An 18900-nucleotide genomic window follows, 5' to 3' on the forward strand; every position below is an offset into this window, starting at 1 on the left:
CCGCCGATGCCGGCGACTTACCGGTTTGGCTGCGGCGTCAGGCGCAGGTAAGGCTTGACCGCCCGATAGCCCTTGGGAAAACGCTGTTTGATTTCATCCTCATCCTTGAGCGACGGCACGATCACTACCTCATCACCGTCCTGCCAGTTGGCCGGTGTGGCCACCTTGTAGTTGTCGGTGAGTTGCAGCGAGTCGATCACCCGCAGGATTTCATGGAAGTTGCGGCCAGTGCTCGCCGGGTAGGTAATCGTCAGCCGGACCTTTTTGTTCGGGTCAATCACGAACAGCGAGCGCACGGTCAGGGTGTCGTTGGCGTTGGGATGGATCAGGTCGTAGAGGTCCGAGACCTTGCGGTCTGCGTCATCCAGGATCGGAAAATTGACCACGGTGTCCTGGGTTTCGTTGATGTCCTCGATCCACTTGTGGTGCGACTCCACCGGGTCCACCGACAAAGCGATGGCCTTGACGCCGCGCACTGCGAACTCATCCTTGAGCCTGGCGGTGAAGCCCAATTCCGTGGTGCACACCGGGGTGAAATCCGCCGGATGGGAAAACAGCACGCCCCAGCTATCGCCCAGCCACTGATGGAAACGGATGATGCCGGCGCTGGAGTTCTGTTCGAAATCGGGGGCGATATCGCCAAGTCTGAGACCCATGGTGCTGCTCCTTGTGAGTGCTTGATGGGTTCAACTGTGCCTGTGTTTTTTATCTATTAAAAAGAATAAATATCGATTTATTTAGATCATAAAGAAATATTAAATATCTGTTCACTGGACGTGCTCGCACAACCCGCCGAACATCGCCCCCAAGGTTCGAGAAGGCCTTGAGTTGCTGCAAAGAGGGAACTTCAAGGCGGGATTACGGGGGTGAACCCGTCTTGAAAATGTAAAAGCCCCGCCCGGTGCAATACCGGGCGGGGCTTTTTTTGTCTCGGTTACGCGAGCGCTATTACAACAGCGGGATCGAGTAGCTGAGGATCACACGGTTTTCGTCCTGCGAACGCGTGTTCGGCAGGTCGGTGCGCCAGGTAGCGTTTTTCCACGCCAGACCCAGGTTTTTCAGCGGACCTTCCTGAACGACATAAGCCACGCTCAGATCGCGCTCCCACTCGGAAGCACCATTGGCCGCCTCGCCACCCTTGGCGTTAAAGGTATCGATATTGTCGCCATGCAGGTACACCAGACCCGCCGTCAGGCCAGGTACGCCGACCTTGGCGAAGTCATACGCGTAGCGTGCCTGCCAGGTGCGTTCGCCGGCACGGCCGAACTTCTGGATTTGCGAGTCGGTGATGGTGTAGTTCGACGAACCGTCGCCCTGGTTCAGCCAAGGGAAGTCGCTGTCGCCGTTGCTGACCTGGTAACCGGCGCCGAAGGTGTGACCGGCAACGGAGTACAGGAACAGGCCGCTGTACAGGTTGTTGTCGACCTTGCCTTTACCGTTGGCTGCACCGCTGTAATTGCCAGTGGTGAAGTACAGAGGGTCGTGACCGTTGGCACCGTCGTCGGAGCTGTTGAAATAACGCAAGTCTGACTTCAACACGCCAGGGCCGATGGCCCAGTTATGCGCCAGACCCAGGAAGTGTTGCTTGTAGAACTCTTCCAGGTTGCCGTAGTAGTACTGGGCCGTCAGGTCCTTGGTGATCTTGTAGTCGCCGCCGGCATAAATGAATTTGTTGCTGTCGCGGCCTGTAGCGGAACGGCTGTTGGCGCCGGAGATAGACAACTGTTCGTTGTTGCTCGAGTTACGACCTTTTACCTGCTCGATCTGACCGCCAATCAAGGTCAGGTCCTTGATGTCGTTCGAGGCGATCTGGCCCCCCTGCCAGGTTTGCGGCAGCAGGCGGCCGTCGTTGGTCACGATCACCGGCAGCTTTGGCTGCAAGGTACCCAGCTTCAGTTCGGTCTGGGAGATCTTGGCTTTGGCAGTCAACCCCAGGCTGGAGAAATCATCAACCGCTTCGCCGTTGGATTTGCTCGGGAAAACCGTGCCGCCGTACGAGTTGTTGCTCGCGCCGTTGGTGCCTCCACCGGAATCCAGTTTGACGCCCAACAGGCCGATCGCATCCACACCAAAACCGACAGTGCCTTGGGTGTAACCGGAGATGAAACGCAGATCGAAGCCTTGGCCCCATTCTTCGTTTTTGTTCGGGCCAGTGCCGTCACGGTAATCGGTGTTGATGTAGAAGTTACGCAGCCCCAGTGTTGCCTTGCTGTCTTCGATAAAACCCGCGGCGCTTGCCTGCTGGGTCAAAACCCCAACGGCCACAGCGATGGCCAAGGTGGACTTGTTCATGTTTCGCTCCTCTCGTTTCTAATTCTGATGTTCCTGGTCCCGAATCGATTGCCCGGGATCCTGAATGCATAAATTCACGGCAAACCGTCTAGGCCGGTCATTTGGCGGGCCGCAGGATACATGGCCTTAAAGCCAAAAAGAATTTTTCTGTGTTTTTTAATATCGTTTAGGAATATGACTTCCCACGACAGATCCGAGGTATCGGCGGCTAGGCCAATTCCTGAACCTGATCAATTGTCGAGGGATGAAACTGTCAAATCCGAGCTCAGGGATGAGTGTCGGACAGGCGCACTTTAAGCGGGATGGATAGAAACTAAAAAGAATAATAAACAATCAGCAAAGATCTTTATGGAATATCAAAAAATAGACAAAAAACCCCCGCCAGCGAGCGGGGCTTTTTCTTACGACAATTACATGAAGCTGTAGGTGTAGTTGAAGATCAGACGGGTTTGGTCTTGATCAAGGGTGCTGGTGTTGCCACGGTAGGTACCGTGACGCAGAGTCGTACCAAACCCTTTCAGTGCGCCCGTTTGAATCACGTAATCAATGCGCGCGTCGGTCTCGTGCTCACTCAGGTCTTTACCAACACCGTTGGTAGCCTTGATGTCCTGGCCATTCAAGTAAGCAATCGAAGCTTTCAAGCCTGGTACACCCAGGGAGGCGAAGTCATAGGAGTACTGACCGAACGTGGTGTTTTCACCGGCACGGATAAAGCTGCCGACTGTGGCGTCGGTAAACGAGTAGAAGCTCGCGCCGCCGGCACCTTCAGGATTTCCGTTGCCATCGACAAGGTTGCCTTGGTTCAAGAAAACGAAGCCGCCGTCATCGTTGACACGCTGATGCCCGATCAGGAACGCGTTGCCACCCAGGGTATAGGTGAACATGGCGCTCCAAGTCTTGTTATCGATCTCACCCGGGGTCTTGGCGAAACCGTTGTTGTTGTTGAAACGGAAACCCGGATCGCCGTTCTTGCCGTCGGAGCTGCTATCGAAATAACGGATATCGGTCTTGAACGACTGATTGGCCGCGATCGGGTAGACGTGCACCAGACCGAGGAAGTTCTGCTTGTAGAAGTCTTCCAGGTTCGCATAGTAGTACTGCAGCAAGAGGTCTTTGGTGACCTTCCAGTCAGCACCGCCGTAGAGGAATTTGTTGCTGTCCTGAGTAGCGCCAGCCACAGACAGGCCAGTGGAGTTCGAGGAGGCACGACCCGACGCGTGCTCCAGTTGACCAAAGTTAAAGGTCACGTTGTCGATTTCTTTGGAGGTGATGGTGCCACCTTCAAAGGTCTGCGGCAGCAGACGGCTGTCGTTCGCGATCAGGATCGGCAGGTTAGGTGCCAGAGCGCCACCCAGGTGGGCTTCAGTCTTCGAGAAGCGCGCCTTGACGTTGCCATCCAAACGGCTCCACTCGTCGGCCGCCTCATTGCCATCGCTAGGGAAGAATGAGTTGCTGTTACCGGTCGGGTGATGCCCCTTGCCTCCATCCAGGTGGATACCAACCAGAGCCTGGGCGTCGATACCAAAACCTACGGTACCCTGGGTGAAACCGGACAGGTAATCGAACTTCAGACCCTCAGCGGTTTCGCGCTGACGGTTGGCAGGAGTGCTCGCACCTTCACGCATATCGGCGTCGTAATACATGGTGCGAGAGCTGATGGACGCCTTGCTGTCTTCCAGGAAACCTGCGGCGCCTGCTTGCTGCGCCAAAACCCCAACGGTCACGGCCAGAGCCAAGGTGGACTTGTTCATTGTGTAGCTCCTCTCGATTCTAATTCTTGTGTTCCTGGTCTCGAGTCGACGCCCGAAATCCTAAGATGCGCGATTAGCGCCAGAGCGTGACCCATAAGTCAATCGTAACTATATGTGTCTACGACCATAGTCTAATCCCCGGTTTTTTGGTCCCTGCAGGGTCATGAATTCGTCATGAACCTGAAAAGAATTACCCGATTCTTTTCTAATACCGTTTAGGAATTTAGCTCCCCACTGCGCGACCACCCCAGGATAGAAGGTTTGGCTGATAAGCTAATTCCTAATCGGTATTTATTTTCGCTTTTTTAGATCGATTAGTTTCTGACGCAATTCGGAAACAAATCCTTTACCGAAAGGCGGCCCCCATGACGACCAAACGCGCACTATCCGGACCAATTGTTACAGTTTGTGTATTGTTCGCATTTTCTTTCAGCGCTCATGCGGCGAACCTTACCGTCGGCTATCAAACCGGCATCGACCCGAGCAAAGTCCCTCAGGCCGATGGCCTTTATGAAAAAGCCATCGGCCAGCCCATCGACTGGCGGCGCTTCAACAGCGGCCCGGAAGTGGTCACGGCGATTGCTTCGGGCGATGTGCAAATCGGCAATCTCGGCTCCAGTCCGCTGGCCGCTGCCGCCTCGCGCAACCTGCCGATTGTCGCGTTCATCGTCTCGGCCCAGATCAATGCCGCCGAAGCGCTGGTGGTGCGCAACGGCAGCGGCATCGAAAAGCCGCAAGACCTGATCGGAAAGACCATCGCCACACCTTTCGTTTCGACTTCCCACTACAGCCTGCTTGGCGCGCTGAAGCACTGGGGCCTGGACAGTTCGAAAGTCAAAGTGGTGAACCTGCAGCCGGCGGAAATCGCGGCAGCCTGGAAGCGTGGTGATATTGATGGCGCGTTTGTCTGGTCGCCGGCGCTGGGGGAAATCCGCAAGAGTGGCAAGACCCTGACCGACGCTGCGCAGGTGGGCCAATGGGGGGCGCCAACCTTTGAGGTCTGGGTGGCGCGCAAGGATTACGCCGAGAAGCACCCAGAGGTGGTGGCCAAATTCGCCAAGGTCACCCTCGACGCCTTTGCTGATTACGCAGCGCATAAAGCCAACTGGACGGTCGACTCGGAGCCTGTGCAAAAAATCGCCAAACTGACCGGTGCCAATGCCGCCGATGTGCCCGAGTTACTGGCCGGTTCCTCATTCCCGGATGCCAAGGCGCAACAGAGCACCGCGCTGCTGGACGGCGGCACGGCCAAGGCCATTGGCGAGACGGCGAAATTCTTGAAGGAGCAAGGGAAGGTTGAAACGGTGCTGCCGGATTATTCGCCGTATGTTAGCGCGAGGTTTGTCACTGAATAATCCACTGAAACCTGTGGCGCGGGGGCTTGCCCCCGTTCGGTCGCGAAGCGGCCGCAAAACCATGTGACTCGGTCGGGCAGGTTTTGGGGCTGCTCCGCAGTCCAACGGGGCGATGCGGCGTTCCGACAAGCCCCCTCGCCACAAGGAAGCACATAGCCACAACATCAAAGGGCTTTTTCGAAGATCTTCGAATTACGCTGATAGTTGTACAACGACGCCCGCGCCGAAGGCAGGCGGTCAACGCTGCTCGGCACAAAACCACGTTCGCGGAACCAGTGTGCGGTGCGGGTGGTAAGGACGAATAAAGTCTTCAAACCCTGAGCCCGGGCGCGTGTCTCGATGCGTTCCAGCAATTCATCACCGCGACCGCCATGGCGATACTCCGGATTCACCGCCAGACACGCCAGCTCACCCGCATCCGAATCGGCAATCTGATATAGCGCCGCACAGGCGATGATCATGCCTTCGCGCTCGACCACGCTGAACTGTTCGATCTCGCGCTCCAGCACCTCGCGGGAACGGCGCACCAGGATGCCCTGCTCCTCCAGCGGGATGATCAAATCCAGCAATCCACCGACATCCTCAATGGCCGCTTCACGCACCACTTCGAATTGCTCCTGGGCCACCAGGGTGCCGCCACCGTCGCGGGTGAACAGCTCGGTCAGCAGTGCACCGTCTTCGGCGTAACTGACGATATGGCTGCGGGCCACGCCGCCACGACAAGCTTCGGCCGCGGCATCCAGCAACTCCGCCTGATAGTTACTGCCCAACCGCTGCAGATGCGCCGGCACTTGCTGTGGACGCAGTTCGCGCACCAGGCGCCCGTGTTCGTCAATCAGGCCCAGGTCGGCGCCGAACAGCAGCAGCTTGTCCGCGCCCAGGTCGATGGCCGCGCGGGTGGCGACATCTTCGCAGGCCAGGTTGAAAATCTCCCCGGTCGGCGAATAGCCCAGCGGCGACAGCAGCACGATGGAGCGCTCGTCCAGCAGACGGTTGATGCCCTTGCGGTCGACCCGGCGCACTTCGCCGGTGTGGTGATAGTCGACGCCTTCAAGCACGCCGATCGGCCGGGCCGTCACCAGGTTGCCGCTGGCCACCCGCAGGCGCGAGCCCTGCATCGGCGACGAAGCCATGTCCATCGACAGGCGAGCCTCAATGGCAATGCGCAATTGGCCAACTGCGTCGATCACGCACTCCAGGGTCGCCGCATCGGTGATGCGCATGCCGTGGTGGTAATGCGGAGTCAGGCCACGGGCCGCAAGGCGCTCTTCGATTTGCGGGCGGGAGCCGTGAACCAGCACCAGACGCACGCCCAGGCTGTGCAACAGCACCAGGTCGTGGACGATATTGCCGAAGTTCGGGTGTTCAACGCCGTCGCCGGGCAGCATGACGACAAAGGTGCAATCGCGGTGGGCGTTGATGTAAGGCGAAGCGTGACGAAGCCAATTGACGTATTCGGGCATGAACCTGGGCCTGTAATAAATAGCAGCCGAAAAAAGGGCGAAACTGAAAACGCACAGCGGGCTGATGGTTATCGTCGGAACAGGCTTGGCGACACGCGCGCTCTCCTCATGAATACGGGTTGGGGTACCGGCAATTTATACGGCTTGTCAGGTAATTCACAGACCCCTGTGGGAGCGGGCTTGCTCGCGAAGGCGGTGTGTCATTCAGTATTGAGGTGGATGACACGACGCCTTCGCGAGCAAGCCCGCTCCCACATGATCAAGTTGCAGGTGTCAGGCAATAGTGTTCGATCAGTTGCCTTAATAGATGCACCGTAGGCTGCAAACGTGACATTTCGAGGTATTCCCCCGGCTGGTGGGCGCAGGCAATATCGCCCGGGCCAAGCACCAGCGTTTCGCAGCCAAGGCGCTGAAGATAAGGCGCTTCGGTGCCAAACGCCACTGCTTCGGCGCTATGACCGGTGAGCTTTTCAGCAAGGCGCACCAACTCGGCGTCCTCGGCCTGCTCGAACGGCGGCACTTCGGGGAACAGCGGCGCGTAATCGATCTTCACCTGATGCCGCTCGGCAACCGGCTTGAGCTTCTGCAGGATCTCGGCGCGCAGGACCTTGGGGTCCATGCCGGGCAACGGGCGCAAATCGAACTCCAGCGAACACTGGCCGCAGATGCGGTTGGGATTGTCGCCGCCATGGATGCAACCGAAATTCATCGTTGGCATCGGCACGCCAAACTGCGGATTGCGGAATTCGCGCTGCCACAACAGGCGCAGGCCACGCAGTTCACCGATGGCATCGTGCATGGCCTCCAGGGCGCTGTGGCCCAGGCGCGGGTCGGAGGAATGACCGCTCTGCCCGAGGATGTCGATGCGCTCCATCATGATGCCCTTGTGCATGCGGATCGGCTTGAGCCCTGTCGGCTCGCCGATTACCGCCGCCCGCCCCAGCGGTCGCCCCGCTTCGGCCAGCGCGCGGGCGCCGGACATCGAACTTTCTTCGTCGCAAGTGGCGAGAATCAGCAACGGCTGTTTGAACGGCTGATCGAGCAGCGGTTTGACCGCCTCGATGGCCAGGGCGAAAAAGCCCTTCATGTCGCAACTGCCCAGGCCAACCCAACGACCGCCGACTTCGGTCAGTTTCAGCGGGTCGGTTTGCCACAGCGCGCCGTCGAACGGCACGGTGTCGCTGTGCCCGGCGAGCACCAGGCCGCCGGGGCCAGAACCGAAACTGGCCAGCAGGTTGAACTTGCCGGGGCTGACCTGCTGGATCTCGCAGGTAAAACCCAGCTCACCGAGCCACGTCGCCAGCAGATCGATCACCGGGCGGTTGGATTGATCGAGACTGGGCTGGGTGCAACTGACCGACGGTGCGGCGATCAACGCAGCGAATTGTTCTTTCATCGACGGCAATGGCATCGTTGACTCCCGGCACCCGAATTGAAGTCCATCATAGAACCAACCGATGACAGGAATAAACCGTCTCGGCGCGTACTAACCTTGAGTCCTGTACACTGCACGACCTTGGCAGCCACACATTCCCCCGGCTGCGCTCCCGATCCTGGATTTTCCGGCCATGCAGAAAGAAACCGAAATCAAACTCCGCGTCAGCCGCGAAACCCTCGCCGCCCTGCGCGAGCACCCGTTACTGAAAAAACGCAACAAAAGTGGCTGGGAACGCCGTGAGTTGATGAACCAGTACTTCGACACGCCCGAGCGCGACCTGGCCCAGGCCAAAGTCGCCCTGCGCCTGCGCAAGGATGGCGAAGAAGTGATTCAGACCCTCAAGACCCGCGGCCAGAGCGTCGCCGGCCTGTCCGTGCGTAACGAGTACGACTGGAACCTGCCCAAAGCCAAGCTCGACCTGAAGAAACTCGACGGCGAATGCTGGCCCGAGGAACTGGCCGAGCTGGACAAGAAAACCCTGAAGCCGATCTTCACCACCGACTTCGTCCGCGAACGCGCGGAAATCGCCTGGGGCCGCGGCAAGACCAAAGTGGTCATCGAGGCCGCGCTGGACCTGGGTCACGTCGTGGTCGGCAAGCAGAAAGAAGAAATCTGCGAGCTGGAACTGGAACTGCGCGAAGGCGAGCCGGCAGCCCTGCTGGAACTGGCCGCCGAACTGGCCGAGAAACTGGCCCTGATGCCCTGCGACATCAGCAAGGCCGAGCGCGGTTATCGCCTGTACGACGCCCACAGCTATTCGTTGAGCCTGCCGGCGCCGCAGATCACGGCGGAAACGCCGCTGGACGATGCGTTCGCCGCGCTGAGCTGGCACTTGCTGGGCAGCAGCCAGCGTCTGGCCGAACAGTATCGCTTCAACGGTCACTGGCGCCTGTTGCAGGACTGGGTCGAATGCCTCGCAGAAATGCGCGCGCTGATCAGCAGCCTGGGCCAGGCCGCACCACGTCAGTCGACCCACGATCTGCGTATCGCCCTCGATGCCTTGCTGGAAGACTGGCGCCCGCTGGTACAAGCGGGCCTGGAAGATGAAGACGTGCGCAAAGCCGCGCCCGAGCAGTTCCTCGAAGAACTCGAAGACCCGCGCTGGGGCCTGTTCTCCCTGACCACCTCGCGCTGGCTGCTGGCCCGCACCTGGGCCGCCGACCGCAACACCCGCGGCAATCGCCAGGGCGCTGCGCAACTGGGCAGCTGGTTACCGCGCCTGCTGGGCGAAGAAGCCACTTCGTTGCAACTGCAACGTTACCAGCAACAGCCGGAAGACCTGGCCGAGCAACTGCCGCGCATCGAACGCATCCAGGTCTGGCTGCACCATGCGCGTAACGTGCTGGAGATCCCGGAAATGGATCGCCTGTACGGTGAGCTGAACAAACTGGCGCAACTGGCCAACGAATCGATCACCGATGAAGTCCTGGATGCGCGCAAGCAGCAGGCGATTGCGGTGTATCAGAACCGTGCCTGGAAAATGTTGCTGCGTCTGTAATACCTTGTGGCGAGGGGGCTTGCCCCCTCGCCACAAAGTCCCTCAAGTATCATCAGCGCACCACCGGCAAACTGGTGGTCGACTTGATCTCCGACAACGCCACGATCGAATTCACCTCCTGAATCCCCGGCACCATCGACAGCTTCTCGAAGAAGAAGCGCTCGTACGCCTCGATGTCCGCCGTGACAATCCGCAGCAAGAAATCCACCGCCCCCATCAGCACGTAACACTCCAGCACCTCCGGAAAGCCGCGAATCGCCTCGGTGAATTCGGTGAAATTCGAACGCCCGTGGGCATTGAGTTTCACCTCCGCGAAGATCTGCGTGTTCAGGCCGATTTTCTTGCGGTCGAGCAAGGTCACCTGGCCGCGAATGATGCCCTCCTCCTTCATCCGCTGAATCCGCCGCCAGCACGGCGATTGCGAGAGCCCCACCTGCTCGGCGATCTGTGCGCTGGAAAGCGAAGCATCCTCTTGCAGCAAGGCGAGGATCTTGCGGTCGTAGCTGTCCAGTTCGCTCTGCATAAAAAAACCCTTAACTGAGTAACAAGTGAATTGATTGATTCTTCATTCCTGCAATACAGCCAATCATAGAGAAGAAATACCCGGCACAGGATGTAAACATTTCTCCAGTATTTCTGGAGCCTGATCATGCCGTATCTCGAAGCCGTGAACACCCCACCTGCCCGTGCCGATGTCTGGAACGTCGGCAACGCCAACTGCCGGGTTCGCTATCAAATGCTGGCCGAGGCAGAACCGGACCTGCTGTGTCGCGCCCTCAATCTGTTCGCCTTGCAATTGCTCACGCCGGAACAGGTCAACGCGCAGCGCCAGGACGACTGGCTGAGCATCGAGATCGTCATCGACGGTTTGAGCTGGCACCGCGCGCAAGTGATTGCGGAAAAACTTCGTAACCTGATCAGCGTCTGCTCGGTGGAGTTGCAAGAAGCTGATTCCCCATGGGCCGAAGCGGTTCAAGCGGCGGGCTGAAAAACTCCGAAACGCCTTCGTCGGGTAGTGGCCCAGCGGTCAGCCGGGCCACGGCTATCCTTTGCGCACTGTCGTTCAAAAGGAGCCCGCATGTCCGTACATCTCGCCTTTCAGGACCGCTGGCTGGATCTCAATGACCTGCTGCGCGAACTGGTCGCCCAGGGCTTTATCAGTCAGGATTCGGCCGAACACGCGCTCAATGCCCGCCGCCGCAACGCCTCCCTTGGCCAGATGCATCCGCTCGAGTTCATCGCCAGCCAACAGCTGGACGATCTCAGCCGTCCCGGCAAACCACTGGACCTCGAGAGCCTGACCCTGTGGCTATCCCGGCAGGCCGGCCAGCCTTACCTGCGCATCGACCCACTGAAAATCAACGTCGCGGCCGTGACCCCGCTGATGTCCTATGCCTTTGCCCAGCGCCACAAGATCCTCGCGGTAGCGATCGACCGCGAGGCGGTAACCGTGGCCAGCGCCCAGCCTTATGTCAGTGGCTGGGAGGCTGACCTGACCCACGTGCTCAAATTGCCGATCAAGCGTGTGGTCGCCAACCCGGTGGACATCCAGCGCTTCAGCGTCGAATTCTTCCGCCTGGCCAAATCGGTCACCGGGGCGAACAGCGCCGACCCGCAAGTCAGTACCCTCGGCAATTTCGAACAGCTGCTCAACCTCGGCGCCAGCGACCAGGAGCCGGACGCCAACGACGCACACATCGTCAATATCGTCGACTGGCTGTTCCAGTACGCGTTCCAGCAACGCGCCAGCGACATCCACATCGAACCCCGGCGCGAGCAAGGCACTGTGCGCTTTCGCATCGACGGCGTGCTGCACAACGTCTATCAATTCCCGCCCCAGGTCACCATGGCCATCGTCAGCCGCCTGAAAACCCTGGGGCGCATGAACGTCGCGGAGAAACGCAAACCCCAGGACGGCCGGGTCAAAACCAAGACCCCGGACGGCGGTGAAGTCGAACTGCGTTTATCGACACTGCCCACAGCCTTCGGCGAAAAAATGGTCATGCGGATCTTCGACCCGGAAGTATTGCTCAAGGACTTCGACCAGCTTGGTTTCTCCGCCGACGATCTGCGCCGCTGGCAAGACATGACCCGCCAACCCCACGGCATCATCCTCGTCACCGGGCCGACGGGTTCGGGCAAGACCACCACCCTCTACACCACCCTGAAAAAACTGGCGACGCCGGAGGTCAACCTCTGCACCATCGAAGACCCGATCGAAATGGTCGAGCCGGCGTTCAACCAGATGCAGGTCCAGCACAACATCGACCTGACCTTCGCCGCCGGTGTGCGCGCGCTGATGCGGCAAGACCCGGACATCATCATGATCGGCGAGATCCGCGACCTCGAAACCGCGGAGATGGCGATCCAGGCGGCGCTCACCGGGCACTTGGTGCTGTCGACCCTGCACACCAACGACGCACCCAGCGCCATCAGCCGTCTGCTGGAGCTCGGCGTGCCGCACTACCTGATCAAGGCCACGGTGCTCGGCGTCATGGCACAGCGACTGGTGCGAACCCTGTGCCCGCACTGCAAGTCGCCGCTGACGCTGGGCGAAGACGACTGGCAAACCCTGACCCGTCCCTGGCAAGCACCCTTGCCGGCCAATGCCCAGCGCGCCATCGGTTGCGTGGAATGCCGCGACACCGGTTATCGCGGCCGCGCCGGGGTCTACGAAATCATGCAGCTCAGCGACAGCATCAAAGCGCTGATCAGTCCCGACACCGATCTGCTGGCCGTGCGACGCCAGGCATTCAAGGAAGGCATGCGCAGCCTGCGACTGTCAGGAGCGCAAAAGGTCGGCGCCGGGCTGACGACCATCGAGGAGGTTCTGCGAGTGACACCCCAGAGCGAGCAGAGCTGAGCCCGGCTGTACTTATCCGGCATCGGCACAGCTACACTCCAGCCATTGCAACTCCAAAGATCCACACATCAACAAGGAATCGTTATGCAGATCGGTAGTGTGCTTTTGCTTTTTGTCGGCCTGGTGGTCGCCATTCTGTTCATGGGTTTCAAGGTCGTGCCCCAGGGCTTTGAATGGACCGTCGAACGTTTCGGTCGCTACACCAACACACTCAAGCCGGGGCTGAATGTCATCATTCCGGTCATGGACCGCATCGGCCGCAAGATGAATGTGATGGAAAGCGTGCTGGATATTCCGCCGCAGGAAGTCATCACCTCCGACAACGCCACGGTGCAAATCGACGCCGTGTGCTTCTTCCAGGTGGTCAACACGGCCCAGGCCGCCTACGAGGTCAACAACCTCGAACACGCCATCCGCAACCTGCTGCAAACCAACATCCGCACCGTGCTCGGCTCGATGGAACTCGACGCCATGCTCAGCCAGCGTGACGGGATCAACGAAAAACTGTTGCGCACCGTCGACGAAGCGACCGCGCCGTGGGGCATCAAGATCACCCGGATCGAGATCAAGGACATCAGCCCACCCGCCGACCTGATGGCGGCGATGTCGGGGCAGATGAAAGCCGAACGGATCAAGCGTGCACAAATCCTCGAGGCCGAGGGCCTGCGCGCCGCAGCGATCCTGACCGCCGAAGGCAAGAAGCAGGCGCAGATCCTCGAAGCCGAAGGCAGTCGCCAGGCCGCCTTCCTGGAGGCCGAAGCTCGCGAGCGACAAGCCGCGGCAGAAGCCCAGGCGACCAAAGTGGTGTCCGAAGCCATTGCCAGCGGCAACGTGCAAGCGGTCAACTACTTCGTGGCGCAGAAGTACATCGATGCGCTGGGCAAGCTGGCTTCGGCCAACAACAGCAAGGTGATCCTGATGCCGCTGGAGGCCAGTTCGATGATCGGCGCGGTGGGCGGCATTGGCGAAATCGTCAAGGCCACTTTCGATAACAAGAAAGCCTGAGGCGCGCCATGTGGGCATTTTTGCAGCACCTTTCGTTCTGGGACTGGTTGGCGTTGGGCACAGTGCTGTTGATTCTCGAAGTGTTCGGTGCCGGCGGTTACCTGCTGTGGATCGGCATGGCCGCGGCAGCCGTGGGCGTCTTGACCTTCCTGTTGCCGGGCTTGTCCTGGGAATGGCAGTTTCTGTTGTTCGGCCTGCTGTCGATCACCACCGCGTTGTACTGGTGGCGGCATCAGCGCACGGCGGCGCGCCCGAGCGATCAGCAGCACCTGAATCTGCGCGGCCAGGAACTGATCGGCAAAACCTTCGTGGTGCATGAAGCGATTGTCGACGGTCGCGGCAAGATCAAGGTGGCCGACGGCGTGTGGATGGCCCGCGGGCCGGACGCCGCCATTGGCAGTCGCGTGCGGGTAGTCGGCCAGCAAGGCGCGATCCTGTTGGTCGAAGCGACAGAATAGGCAGCCACGGAACTCGATTGGGGGTTGGCAATCCAACCGCGTAGTCAACCCAGTGGAGTCACCCTGTCATGCGTTTCAAACTTGCTGTCGCTACCGTCGCGCTGTTGTCTTTGCCTGTCGGTTCGGCGATGGCCGATACTTTTTGGCGTAACGTTCTTACCTCCGGTGCAACCACCGGTTCGAGCTATCTGACATCCAAGGATAACAAGCTGGTCGTCGCGGCACAGGACGATGCCAGCAGCTTCGTCGCCAGTGATGGCAGTATCCGCGGTCCGTACCTGGAAGCGGCCATGCAGAAAGTCCGCGCCGACAACCCGGGGCTGCAAGCCACGGATATGGAGCTGGCGAACGCGATCCTGGCGAAGAATGCCGTGGCTTCGGAGTAACAGTCGCGTACACAAGAATGCCGCTCACTTGAGCGGCATTTTTTTGCCTTGCGTACACAGGTCCAAGGTTCACAGAGCCCCCCTGTGGGAGCGAGCCTGCTCGCGATAGCGGTGGATCAGTAAAAACTTCATTGACTGTCACACCGCATTCGCGAGCAGGCTCGCTCCCACAGGGGTTATGTGCAGCCGGAAATTTCAGCGGTAATCATCCACCGGCACACACGCACAAAACAGGTTCCGGTCCCCATACACATTGTCCACCCGGTTCACCACCGGCCAGTATTTGTGCGCCTTGGTGTGCGCGTCCGGCGTGACCGCTTGCACGATGCTGTACGGCCGCTCCCACACGCCGGTGATATCGGCCAACGTATGCGGCGCACCTTTCAGCGGGTTTTCTTCAGCCGGCCAGTTACCGTTCTGCACCTCGTTGATTTCCGCGCGGATGCTCAGCATCGCCCCGATAAAGCGGTCTAGTTCCGCCTTCGACTCGCTTTCGGTCGGTTCAACCATCAGCGTCCCCGGCACCGGAAACGACATGGTCGGGGCATGGAAGCCGTAGTCCATCAGGCGCTTGGCCACGTCCTCTTCGGTAATGCCGGTCAACGCCTTGAGTGGTCGAAGGTCGAGGATGCATTCGTGGGCCACCCGCTCATTGCGTCCGGTGTAGAGCACAGGGAAGGCACCGGACAAATGCCGCGCCAGGTAATTCGCGGCGAGGATCGCCACTTCGCTGGCGTCCGCCAATTGCGGCCCCATCATCGCGATGTACATCCAGCTGATCGGCAAAATGCTTGCGCTGCCCCAGGGCGCTGCGCTGACGGCGCCATTTTGCGGGTGCGGCCCGTCGATCGGCACCACCGGATGGTTGGCCACGAACGGCGCCAAATGCGCCCGAACACCAATCGGTCCCATGCCCGGCCCACCGCCACCATGGGGAATGCAGAAGGTCTTGTGCAGGTTCATGTGCGAGACATCGGCGCCAATATCGGCCGGCCGCGCCAACCCGACCTGAGCGTTGAGGTTAGCGCCATCCATGTACACCTGACCGCCATGCTGGTGGATCACTTCACAGATTTCGCTGATACCTTCCTCATACACCCCGTGGGTTGAAGGATAGGTCGCCATCAGGCAGGCGAGTTTGTCTGCGGCCTGCGCGGCTTTCTCCTTGAGGTCCTCCAGGTCGACGTTGCCCGCCTCGTCACATTCGACGATCACCACGCGCATCCCGGCCATTTGCGCCGACGCGGGATTGGTGCCATGAGCCGATGAAGGAATCAGGCAAATATCGCGGCCGCCCTGTTGTCGGCTCTCATGGTATTTGCGGATCGCCAGCAGCCCGGCGTATTCGCCCTGGGCACCGGAGTTGGGTTGCATGCAGATCGCGTCGAAACCGGTGATCGCACACAACCAGCGCTCCAGTTCTTCGATCATCAGCCCATAACCGGCGGCCTGTTCCTTGGGCACGAACGGGTGCAGGTTGGCGAACTGCGGCCAGGTAATCGGGATCATCTCGCTGGTGGCGTTGAGCTTCATGGTGCAGGAGCCCAGCGGGATCATCGATTGATTGAGCGCCAGGTCCTTGTTTTCCAGTTGCTTGAGGTAGCGCAGCATCTCGGTTTCGCTGTGATGGGCGCTGAACACGGGATGGCGCAGATAAGGCGAAGTTCGCACCAACTTTTCGGGAATTCCGCCAGGCAAGACCTCGGCATCCAGGTCGTCGACGCTGAGCCCGTGATCGGCCCCCAGGAACACGTCGAACAGCTTCGCCACGGTGCCTTCGTCGCAGGCCTCGTCGAGGCTCAAGCCCAGTTGGCCGCGCCCGAGAATGCGCAGGTTGATCTGCGCGGCCCGGGCACTTTCGATGATCGCGGTCTGGGCTCCGCCGACTTCCAGCGTCAGGGTGTCGAAGAAGTGCCGGTTAACCCGGGTGATACCGTTGCGTTCAAGCCCGGCGGCCAGGATGCAGGTCAGCCGATGTACCCGCTGGGCGATCCGCTTGAGCCCTTCGGGGCCGTGGTAGACCGCATAGAAACTGGCGATATTGGCCAGCAGCACCTGGGCCGTGCAGATGTTGGAGTTGGCCTTCTCCCGGCGGATGTGTTGCTCGCGGGTTTGCAGGGCCATGCGCAGGGCGGTGTTGCCCCGCGCATCTTTCGAAACACCGATGATCCGCCCGGGAATTGCCCGTTTGTATTCATCGCGGCTGGCAAAAAATGCCGCGTGGGGCCCGCCGTAGCCCATGGGCACGCCAAATCGCTGGGACGAGCCGAACACCACATCGGCGCCCAGTTCACCCGGCGGGGTCAGCAACAACAGGCTCAGCAAATCCGTGGCGACACAGGCCAGGGCCTGTTGCGCGTGCAGGTGATCGATCAGCGGCCGCAGGTCGTGGATTTCACCGTGGGTGTCGGGGTACTGCAGCAGCGCGCCGAACACCTGGTGCTGCTTCAAGTTATCCACAGCGTCGACGATCAGCTCGAAGCCGAAGCCTTCAGCGCGGGTCTGCACCACGGAAATGGTTTGCGGGTGACAGTTCTCGTCGACAAAGAACAGGTTGCTTTTGGACTTGGCAACCCGCTTGGCCAGGGCCATGGCTTCCGCCGCGGCGGTGGCCTCATCGAGCAGCGAGGCATTGGCCAGCTCCAGACCGGTCAGGTCGATAGTCAGCTGCTGGAAGTTCAGCAGCGCTTCGAGCCGCCCTTGGGCGATCTCCGGTTGATAGGGGGTGTACGCGGTGTACCAGCCGGGATTTTCCAGCACGTTACGCAGTATGACGGCCGGTGTGAGGGTGCCGTGGTAGCCCATGCCGATCAGGCTGGTCCAGACCTGGTTCTGCTCGGCATAACCGCGCAACTTGGCCAGCGCGGCCTCTTCATCGAGTGCCGGGGGCAGGTCCAGCGCCCGATTGAGGCGGATGCCCGGCGGCACCGTTTGCTCGATCAATTCGACCCGACTGCCCAGGCCGAGGCTGTCGAGCATCGCCTGTTGCTCGGCGGCGTCGGGTCCGAGGTGGCGGCGCAGAAAGGCATTGGGGTCGCGTAACTGGCTCAGGGACGGCAATTGGGACATGACGGGCTCTCTCTTGACTGGCGCTCGGCGTCGATGCAACACGGTCAAACCAGCATAGCAGTCGATCTTCGCGTGGATGACGTGGCGCGGTCGACCAATCCGGATCATCATGTCCGCCGCCAACTTAATATCCGCTGATCGGGTGACTGTATTCATGAGCCAACTGCCTTTCCTGCCGTTTTCCAAACCCACCATCGATGAAGCCACGATCGCCGCCGTCGGTGATGTATTGCGCTCGGGCTGGATCACCAGCGGCCCCAAGGTCCAGGCCTTCGAAGCGCAGCTTTCGGAGTTTTTTGGCGGGCGCCCGGTGCGCACCTTCAATTCCGGCACCTGCACCATGGAAATCGCCTTGCGTATTGCCGGGGTCGGGCCCGGCGATGAAGTGATCACCACGCCGATTTCCTGGGTGGCCACCGCCAACGTCATCCTGGAAGTCGGCGCCACCCCGGTGTTTGCCGACATCGACCCGGTGACCCGCAATATCGATCTCGATCAACTGGAAGCGGCGATTACCCCCCGCACCAAAGCCATCATCCCGGTGTACCTCGCCGGGTTGCCAGTGGACATGACGCGTTTGTATGCCCTGGCGAAAAAGCACGGCCTGCGGATTGTGGAGGATGCAGCCCAGGCGCTGGGCTCCAACTGGAACGGCCAGCGCATTGGCTCGACGGGGGATTTCGTGTCCTTCAGTTTCCAGGCGAACAAAAACGTCACCTCCTCCGAAGGCGGTTGCCTGGTGCTGAATACGGCCGAAGAAGTACGCCTGGCAGAGAAATATCGACTGCAGGGCGTTACCCGCAACGGCTTCGACGGACTGGACGTCGACGTGCTGGGTGGCAAATTCAACATGACCGACGTCGCCGCGGCCATTGGCCTGGGGCAGTTTGCTCATATCGAAACCATCACCGCCCATCGCCGTGACTTGGCCCGGCACTATTTCGCCTGTTTTGGCGCGGATTTCGAAGCGCAGTACGGAGCGCAACTGCCTCCGGCGGATTTCACCCAAAGCAATTGGCATCTGTTCCAGCTGGTATTACCGGAGCGTAAGGATGGCAAACCGGCGCGGGCGACCTTTATGGAGCAGATGCAGGCACTGGGTGTCGGGATCGGCTATCACTACCCGCCGATTCACCTGTTGAGCCTTTACCGTGAGCGCGGTTTCAAGGAGGGCATGTTCCCGGTCGCTGAGCGGGTCGGTCGGCTGATTGTCTCGCTGCCGATGTTCACGGCGATGAGCAAAGCGGATGTGGAACGTTCGGTGACGGCCGTGAAAGCCGTACTCAAGTCTTGAACCACCCGTGTAGGAGCCGGCTTGCCGG

Annotated in this window: 15 protein-coding genes; 8 read left to right on the forward strand and 7 right to left on the reverse strand. The window is 60.0% G+C overall.

Annotated features, from left to right (window positions below; translation table 11 throughout):
- Window positions 1-17: 17 nt before the first annotated feature.
- The 3 genes from AC1DVE_RS00475 to AC1DVE_RS00485 all read right to left on the reverse strand — a co-directional run bounded on the left by AC1DVE_RS00475 (window position 18) and on the right by AC1DVE_RS00485 (window position 4043).
- Window positions 18-656 carry a peroxiredoxin gene (locus AC1DVE_RS00475; protein WP_223455489.1) on the reverse strand — a complete coding sequence of 213 codons (639 nt, stop codon included), beginning with the start codon at window positions 654-656 and terminating at the stop codon, window positions 18-20.
- Window positions 657-948: 292 nt separating this feature from the next.
- Window positions 949-2292 carry an OprD family porin gene (locus tag AC1DVE_RS00480; RefSeq protein WP_223455487.1) on the reverse strand — a complete coding sequence of 448 codons (1344 nt, stop codon included), beginning with the start codon at window positions 2290-2292 and terminating at the stop codon, window positions 949-951.
- 410 nt (window positions 2293-2702) lie between these two features.
- On the reverse strand, window positions 2703-4043 hold the full coding sequence (locus tag AC1DVE_RS00485) for an OprD family outer membrane porin (RefSeq protein WP_223455485.1): 1341 nt from the start codon (window positions 4041-4043) through the stop codon (window positions 2703-2705).
- Window positions 4044-4408: 365 nt separating this feature from the next.
- Between AC1DVE_RS00485 and tauA the strand changes: the two genes are divergently transcribed.
- Window positions 4409-5398 (forward strand): taurine ABC transporter substrate-binding protein, encoded by a 990-nt coding sequence (gene tauA, locus AC1DVE_RS00490; RefSeq protein ID WP_223532981.1) that lies wholly within the window; start codon window positions 4409-4411, stop codon window positions 5396-5398.
- Between the two features lie 164 nt (window positions 5399-5562).
- Here tauA and argA read toward each other — a convergent pair whose 3' ends face one another.
- A complete protein-coding gene (argA, locus tag AC1DVE_RS00495; RefSeq protein ID WP_223455481.1) occupies window positions 5563-6861 on the reverse strand; it encodes an amino-acid N-acetyltransferase in 1299 nt (432 codons plus the stop codon).
- A 259-nt stretch (window positions 6862-7120) separates the two neighbouring features.
- On the reverse strand, window positions 7121-8272 hold the full coding sequence (gene argE / locus AC1DVE_RS00500) for an acetylornithine deacetylase (RefSeq protein ID WP_223455479.1): 1152 nt from the start codon (window positions 8270-8272) through the stop codon (window positions 7121-7123).
- A gap of 157 nt (window positions 8273-8429) precedes the next feature.
- On the opposite strand from argE, the gene AC1DVE_RS00505 reads away from it, so the two are divergent.
- Window positions 8430-9797: a CYTH domain-containing protein gene (locus tag AC1DVE_RS00505; RefSeq protein ID WP_223455477.1), complete on the forward strand. Its 1368-nt coding sequence runs from the start codon at window positions 8430-8432 to the stop codon at window positions 9795-9797.
- Window positions 9798-9849: 52 nt separating this feature from the next.
- On the opposite strand, the gene AC1DVE_RS00510 is transcribed toward AC1DVE_RS00505, so the two are convergent.
- Complete coding sequence (locus AC1DVE_RS00510) at window positions 9850-10320, reverse strand: Lrp/AsnC family transcriptional regulator (RefSeq protein WP_007993158.1); 471 nt, start codon at window positions 10318-10320, stop codon at window positions 9850-9852.
- A gap of 126 nt (window positions 10321-10446) precedes the next feature.
- On the opposite strand from AC1DVE_RS00510, the gene AC1DVE_RS00515 reads away from it, so the two are divergent.
- The 5 genes from AC1DVE_RS00515 (at window position 10447) to AC1DVE_RS00535 (ending at window position 14509) form a co-directional block, all read left to right on the forward strand.
- Window positions 10447-10785, forward strand: a complete 339-nt coding sequence (locus tag AC1DVE_RS00515; protein ID WP_223455475.1) for a hypothetical protein — start codon at window positions 10447-10449, stop codon at window positions 10783-10785.
- Between the two features lie 90 nt (window positions 10786-10875).
- Window positions 10876-12660, forward strand: a complete 1785-nt coding sequence (gene tfpB, locus AC1DVE_RS00520; RefSeq protein ID WP_223455473.1) for a type IV pilus assembly ATPase TfpB — start codon at window positions 10876-10878, stop codon at window positions 12658-12660.
- 84 nt (window positions 12661-12744) lie between these two features.
- On the forward strand, window positions 12745-13665 hold the full coding sequence (locus tag AC1DVE_RS00525) for an SPFH domain-containing protein (RefSeq protein ID WP_223455471.1): 921 nt from the start codon (window positions 12745-12747) through the stop codon (window positions 13663-13665).
- 8 nt (window positions 13666-13673) lie between these two features.
- Window positions 13674-14123 carry an NfeD family protein gene (locus AC1DVE_RS00530; RefSeq protein WP_223455469.1) on the forward strand — a complete coding sequence of 150 codons (450 nt, stop codon included), beginning with the start codon at window positions 13674-13676 and terminating at the stop codon, window positions 14121-14123.
- A gap of 68 nt (window positions 14124-14191) precedes the next feature.
- The gene (locus AC1DVE_RS00535; RefSeq protein WP_056726402.1) at window positions 14192-14509 is read left to right on the forward strand and encodes a DUF2388 domain-containing protein; all 318 of its coding nucleotides are present in this window, start codon (window positions 14192-14194) and stop codon (window positions 14507-14509) included.
- 195 nt (window positions 14510-14704) lie between these two features.
- Here the strand turns inward: AC1DVE_RS00535 and gcvP are convergent, their stop codons facing one another.
- On the reverse strand, window positions 14705-17578 hold the full coding sequence (gene gcvP / locus AC1DVE_RS00540; protein WP_223455466.1) for an aminomethyl-transferring glycine dehydrogenase: 2874 nt from the start codon (window positions 17576-17578) through the stop codon (window positions 14705-14707).
- Window positions 17579-17732: 154 nt separating this feature from the next.
- Here gcvP and AC1DVE_RS00545 point away from each other — a divergent pair, with 154 nt between their 5' ends.
- On the forward strand, window positions 17733-18872 hold the full coding sequence (locus tag AC1DVE_RS00545) for a DegT/DnrJ/EryC1/StrS family aminotransferase (protein WP_223455464.1): 1140 nt from the start codon (window positions 17733-17735) through the stop codon (window positions 18870-18872).
- Window positions 18873-18900 lie beyond the last annotated feature (28 nt).

The sequence above is a fragment of the Pseudomonas sp. P4_B4 genome, assembly GCF_056402255.1.

Excerpts from the sequence above, each read along its gene's own strand:
- AC1DVE_RS00525 (WP_223455471.1), top strand. The coding sequence starts at position 12,745 with ATGCAGATCGGTAGTGTGCTTTTGCTTTTTGTCGGCCTGGTGGTCGCC.
- argA (WP_223455481.1), bottom strand. The coding sequence starts at position 6,861 with ATGCCCGAATACGTCAATTGGCTTCGTCACGCTTCGCCTTACATCAAC.
- AC1DVE_RS00510 (WP_007993158.1), bottom strand. The coding sequence starts at position 10,320 with ATGCAGAGCGAACTGGACAGCTACGACCGCAAGATCCTCGCCTTGCTG.
- AC1DVE_RS00515 (WP_223455475.1), top strand. The coding sequence starts at position 10,447 with ATGCCGTATCTCGAAGCCGTGAACACCCCACCTGCCCGTGCCGATGTC.
- AC1DVE_RS00535 (WP_056726402.1), top strand. The coding sequence starts at position 14,192 with ATGCGTTTCAAACTTGCTGTCGCTACCGTCGCGCTGTTGTCTTTGCCT.
- tfpB (WP_223455473.1), top strand. The coding sequence starts at position 10,876 with ATGTCCGTACATCTCGCCTTTCAGGACCGCTGGCTGGATCTCAATGAC.
- AC1DVE_RS00485 (WP_223455485.1), bottom strand. The coding sequence starts at position 4,043 with ATGAACAAGTCCACCTTGGCTCTGGCCGTGACCGTTGGGGTTTTGGCG.
- AC1DVE_RS00475 (WP_223455489.1), bottom strand. The coding sequence starts at position 656 with ATGGGTCTCAGACTTGGCGATATCGCCCCCGATTTCGAACAGAACTCC.
- argE (WP_223455479.1), bottom strand. The coding sequence starts at position 8,272 with ATGCCATTGCCGTCGATGAAAGAACAATTCGCTGCGTTGATCGCCGCA.
- AC1DVE_RS00480 (WP_223455487.1), bottom strand. The coding sequence starts at position 2,292 with ATGAACAAGTCCACCTTGGCCATCGCTGTGGCCGTTGGGGTTTTGACC.
- AC1DVE_RS00530 (WP_223455469.1), top strand. The coding sequence starts at position 13,674 with ATGTGGGCATTTTTGCAGCACCTTTCGTTCTGGGACTGGTTGGCGTTG.
- AC1DVE_RS00505 (WP_223455477.1), top strand. The coding sequence starts at position 8,430 with ATGCAGAAAGAAACCGAAATCAAACTCCGCGTCAGCCGCGAAACCCTC.
- AC1DVE_RS00545 (WP_223455464.1), top strand. The coding sequence starts at position 17,733 with ATGAGCCAACTGCCTTTCCTGCCGTTTTCCAAACCCACCATCGATGAA.
- gcvP (WP_223455466.1), bottom strand. The coding sequence starts at position 17,578 with ATGTCCCAATTGCCGTCCCTGAGCCAGTTACGCGACCCCAATGCCTTT.
- tauA (WP_223532981.1), top strand. The coding sequence starts at position 4,409 with ATGACGACCAAACGCGCACTATCCGGACCAATTGTTACAGTTTGTGTA.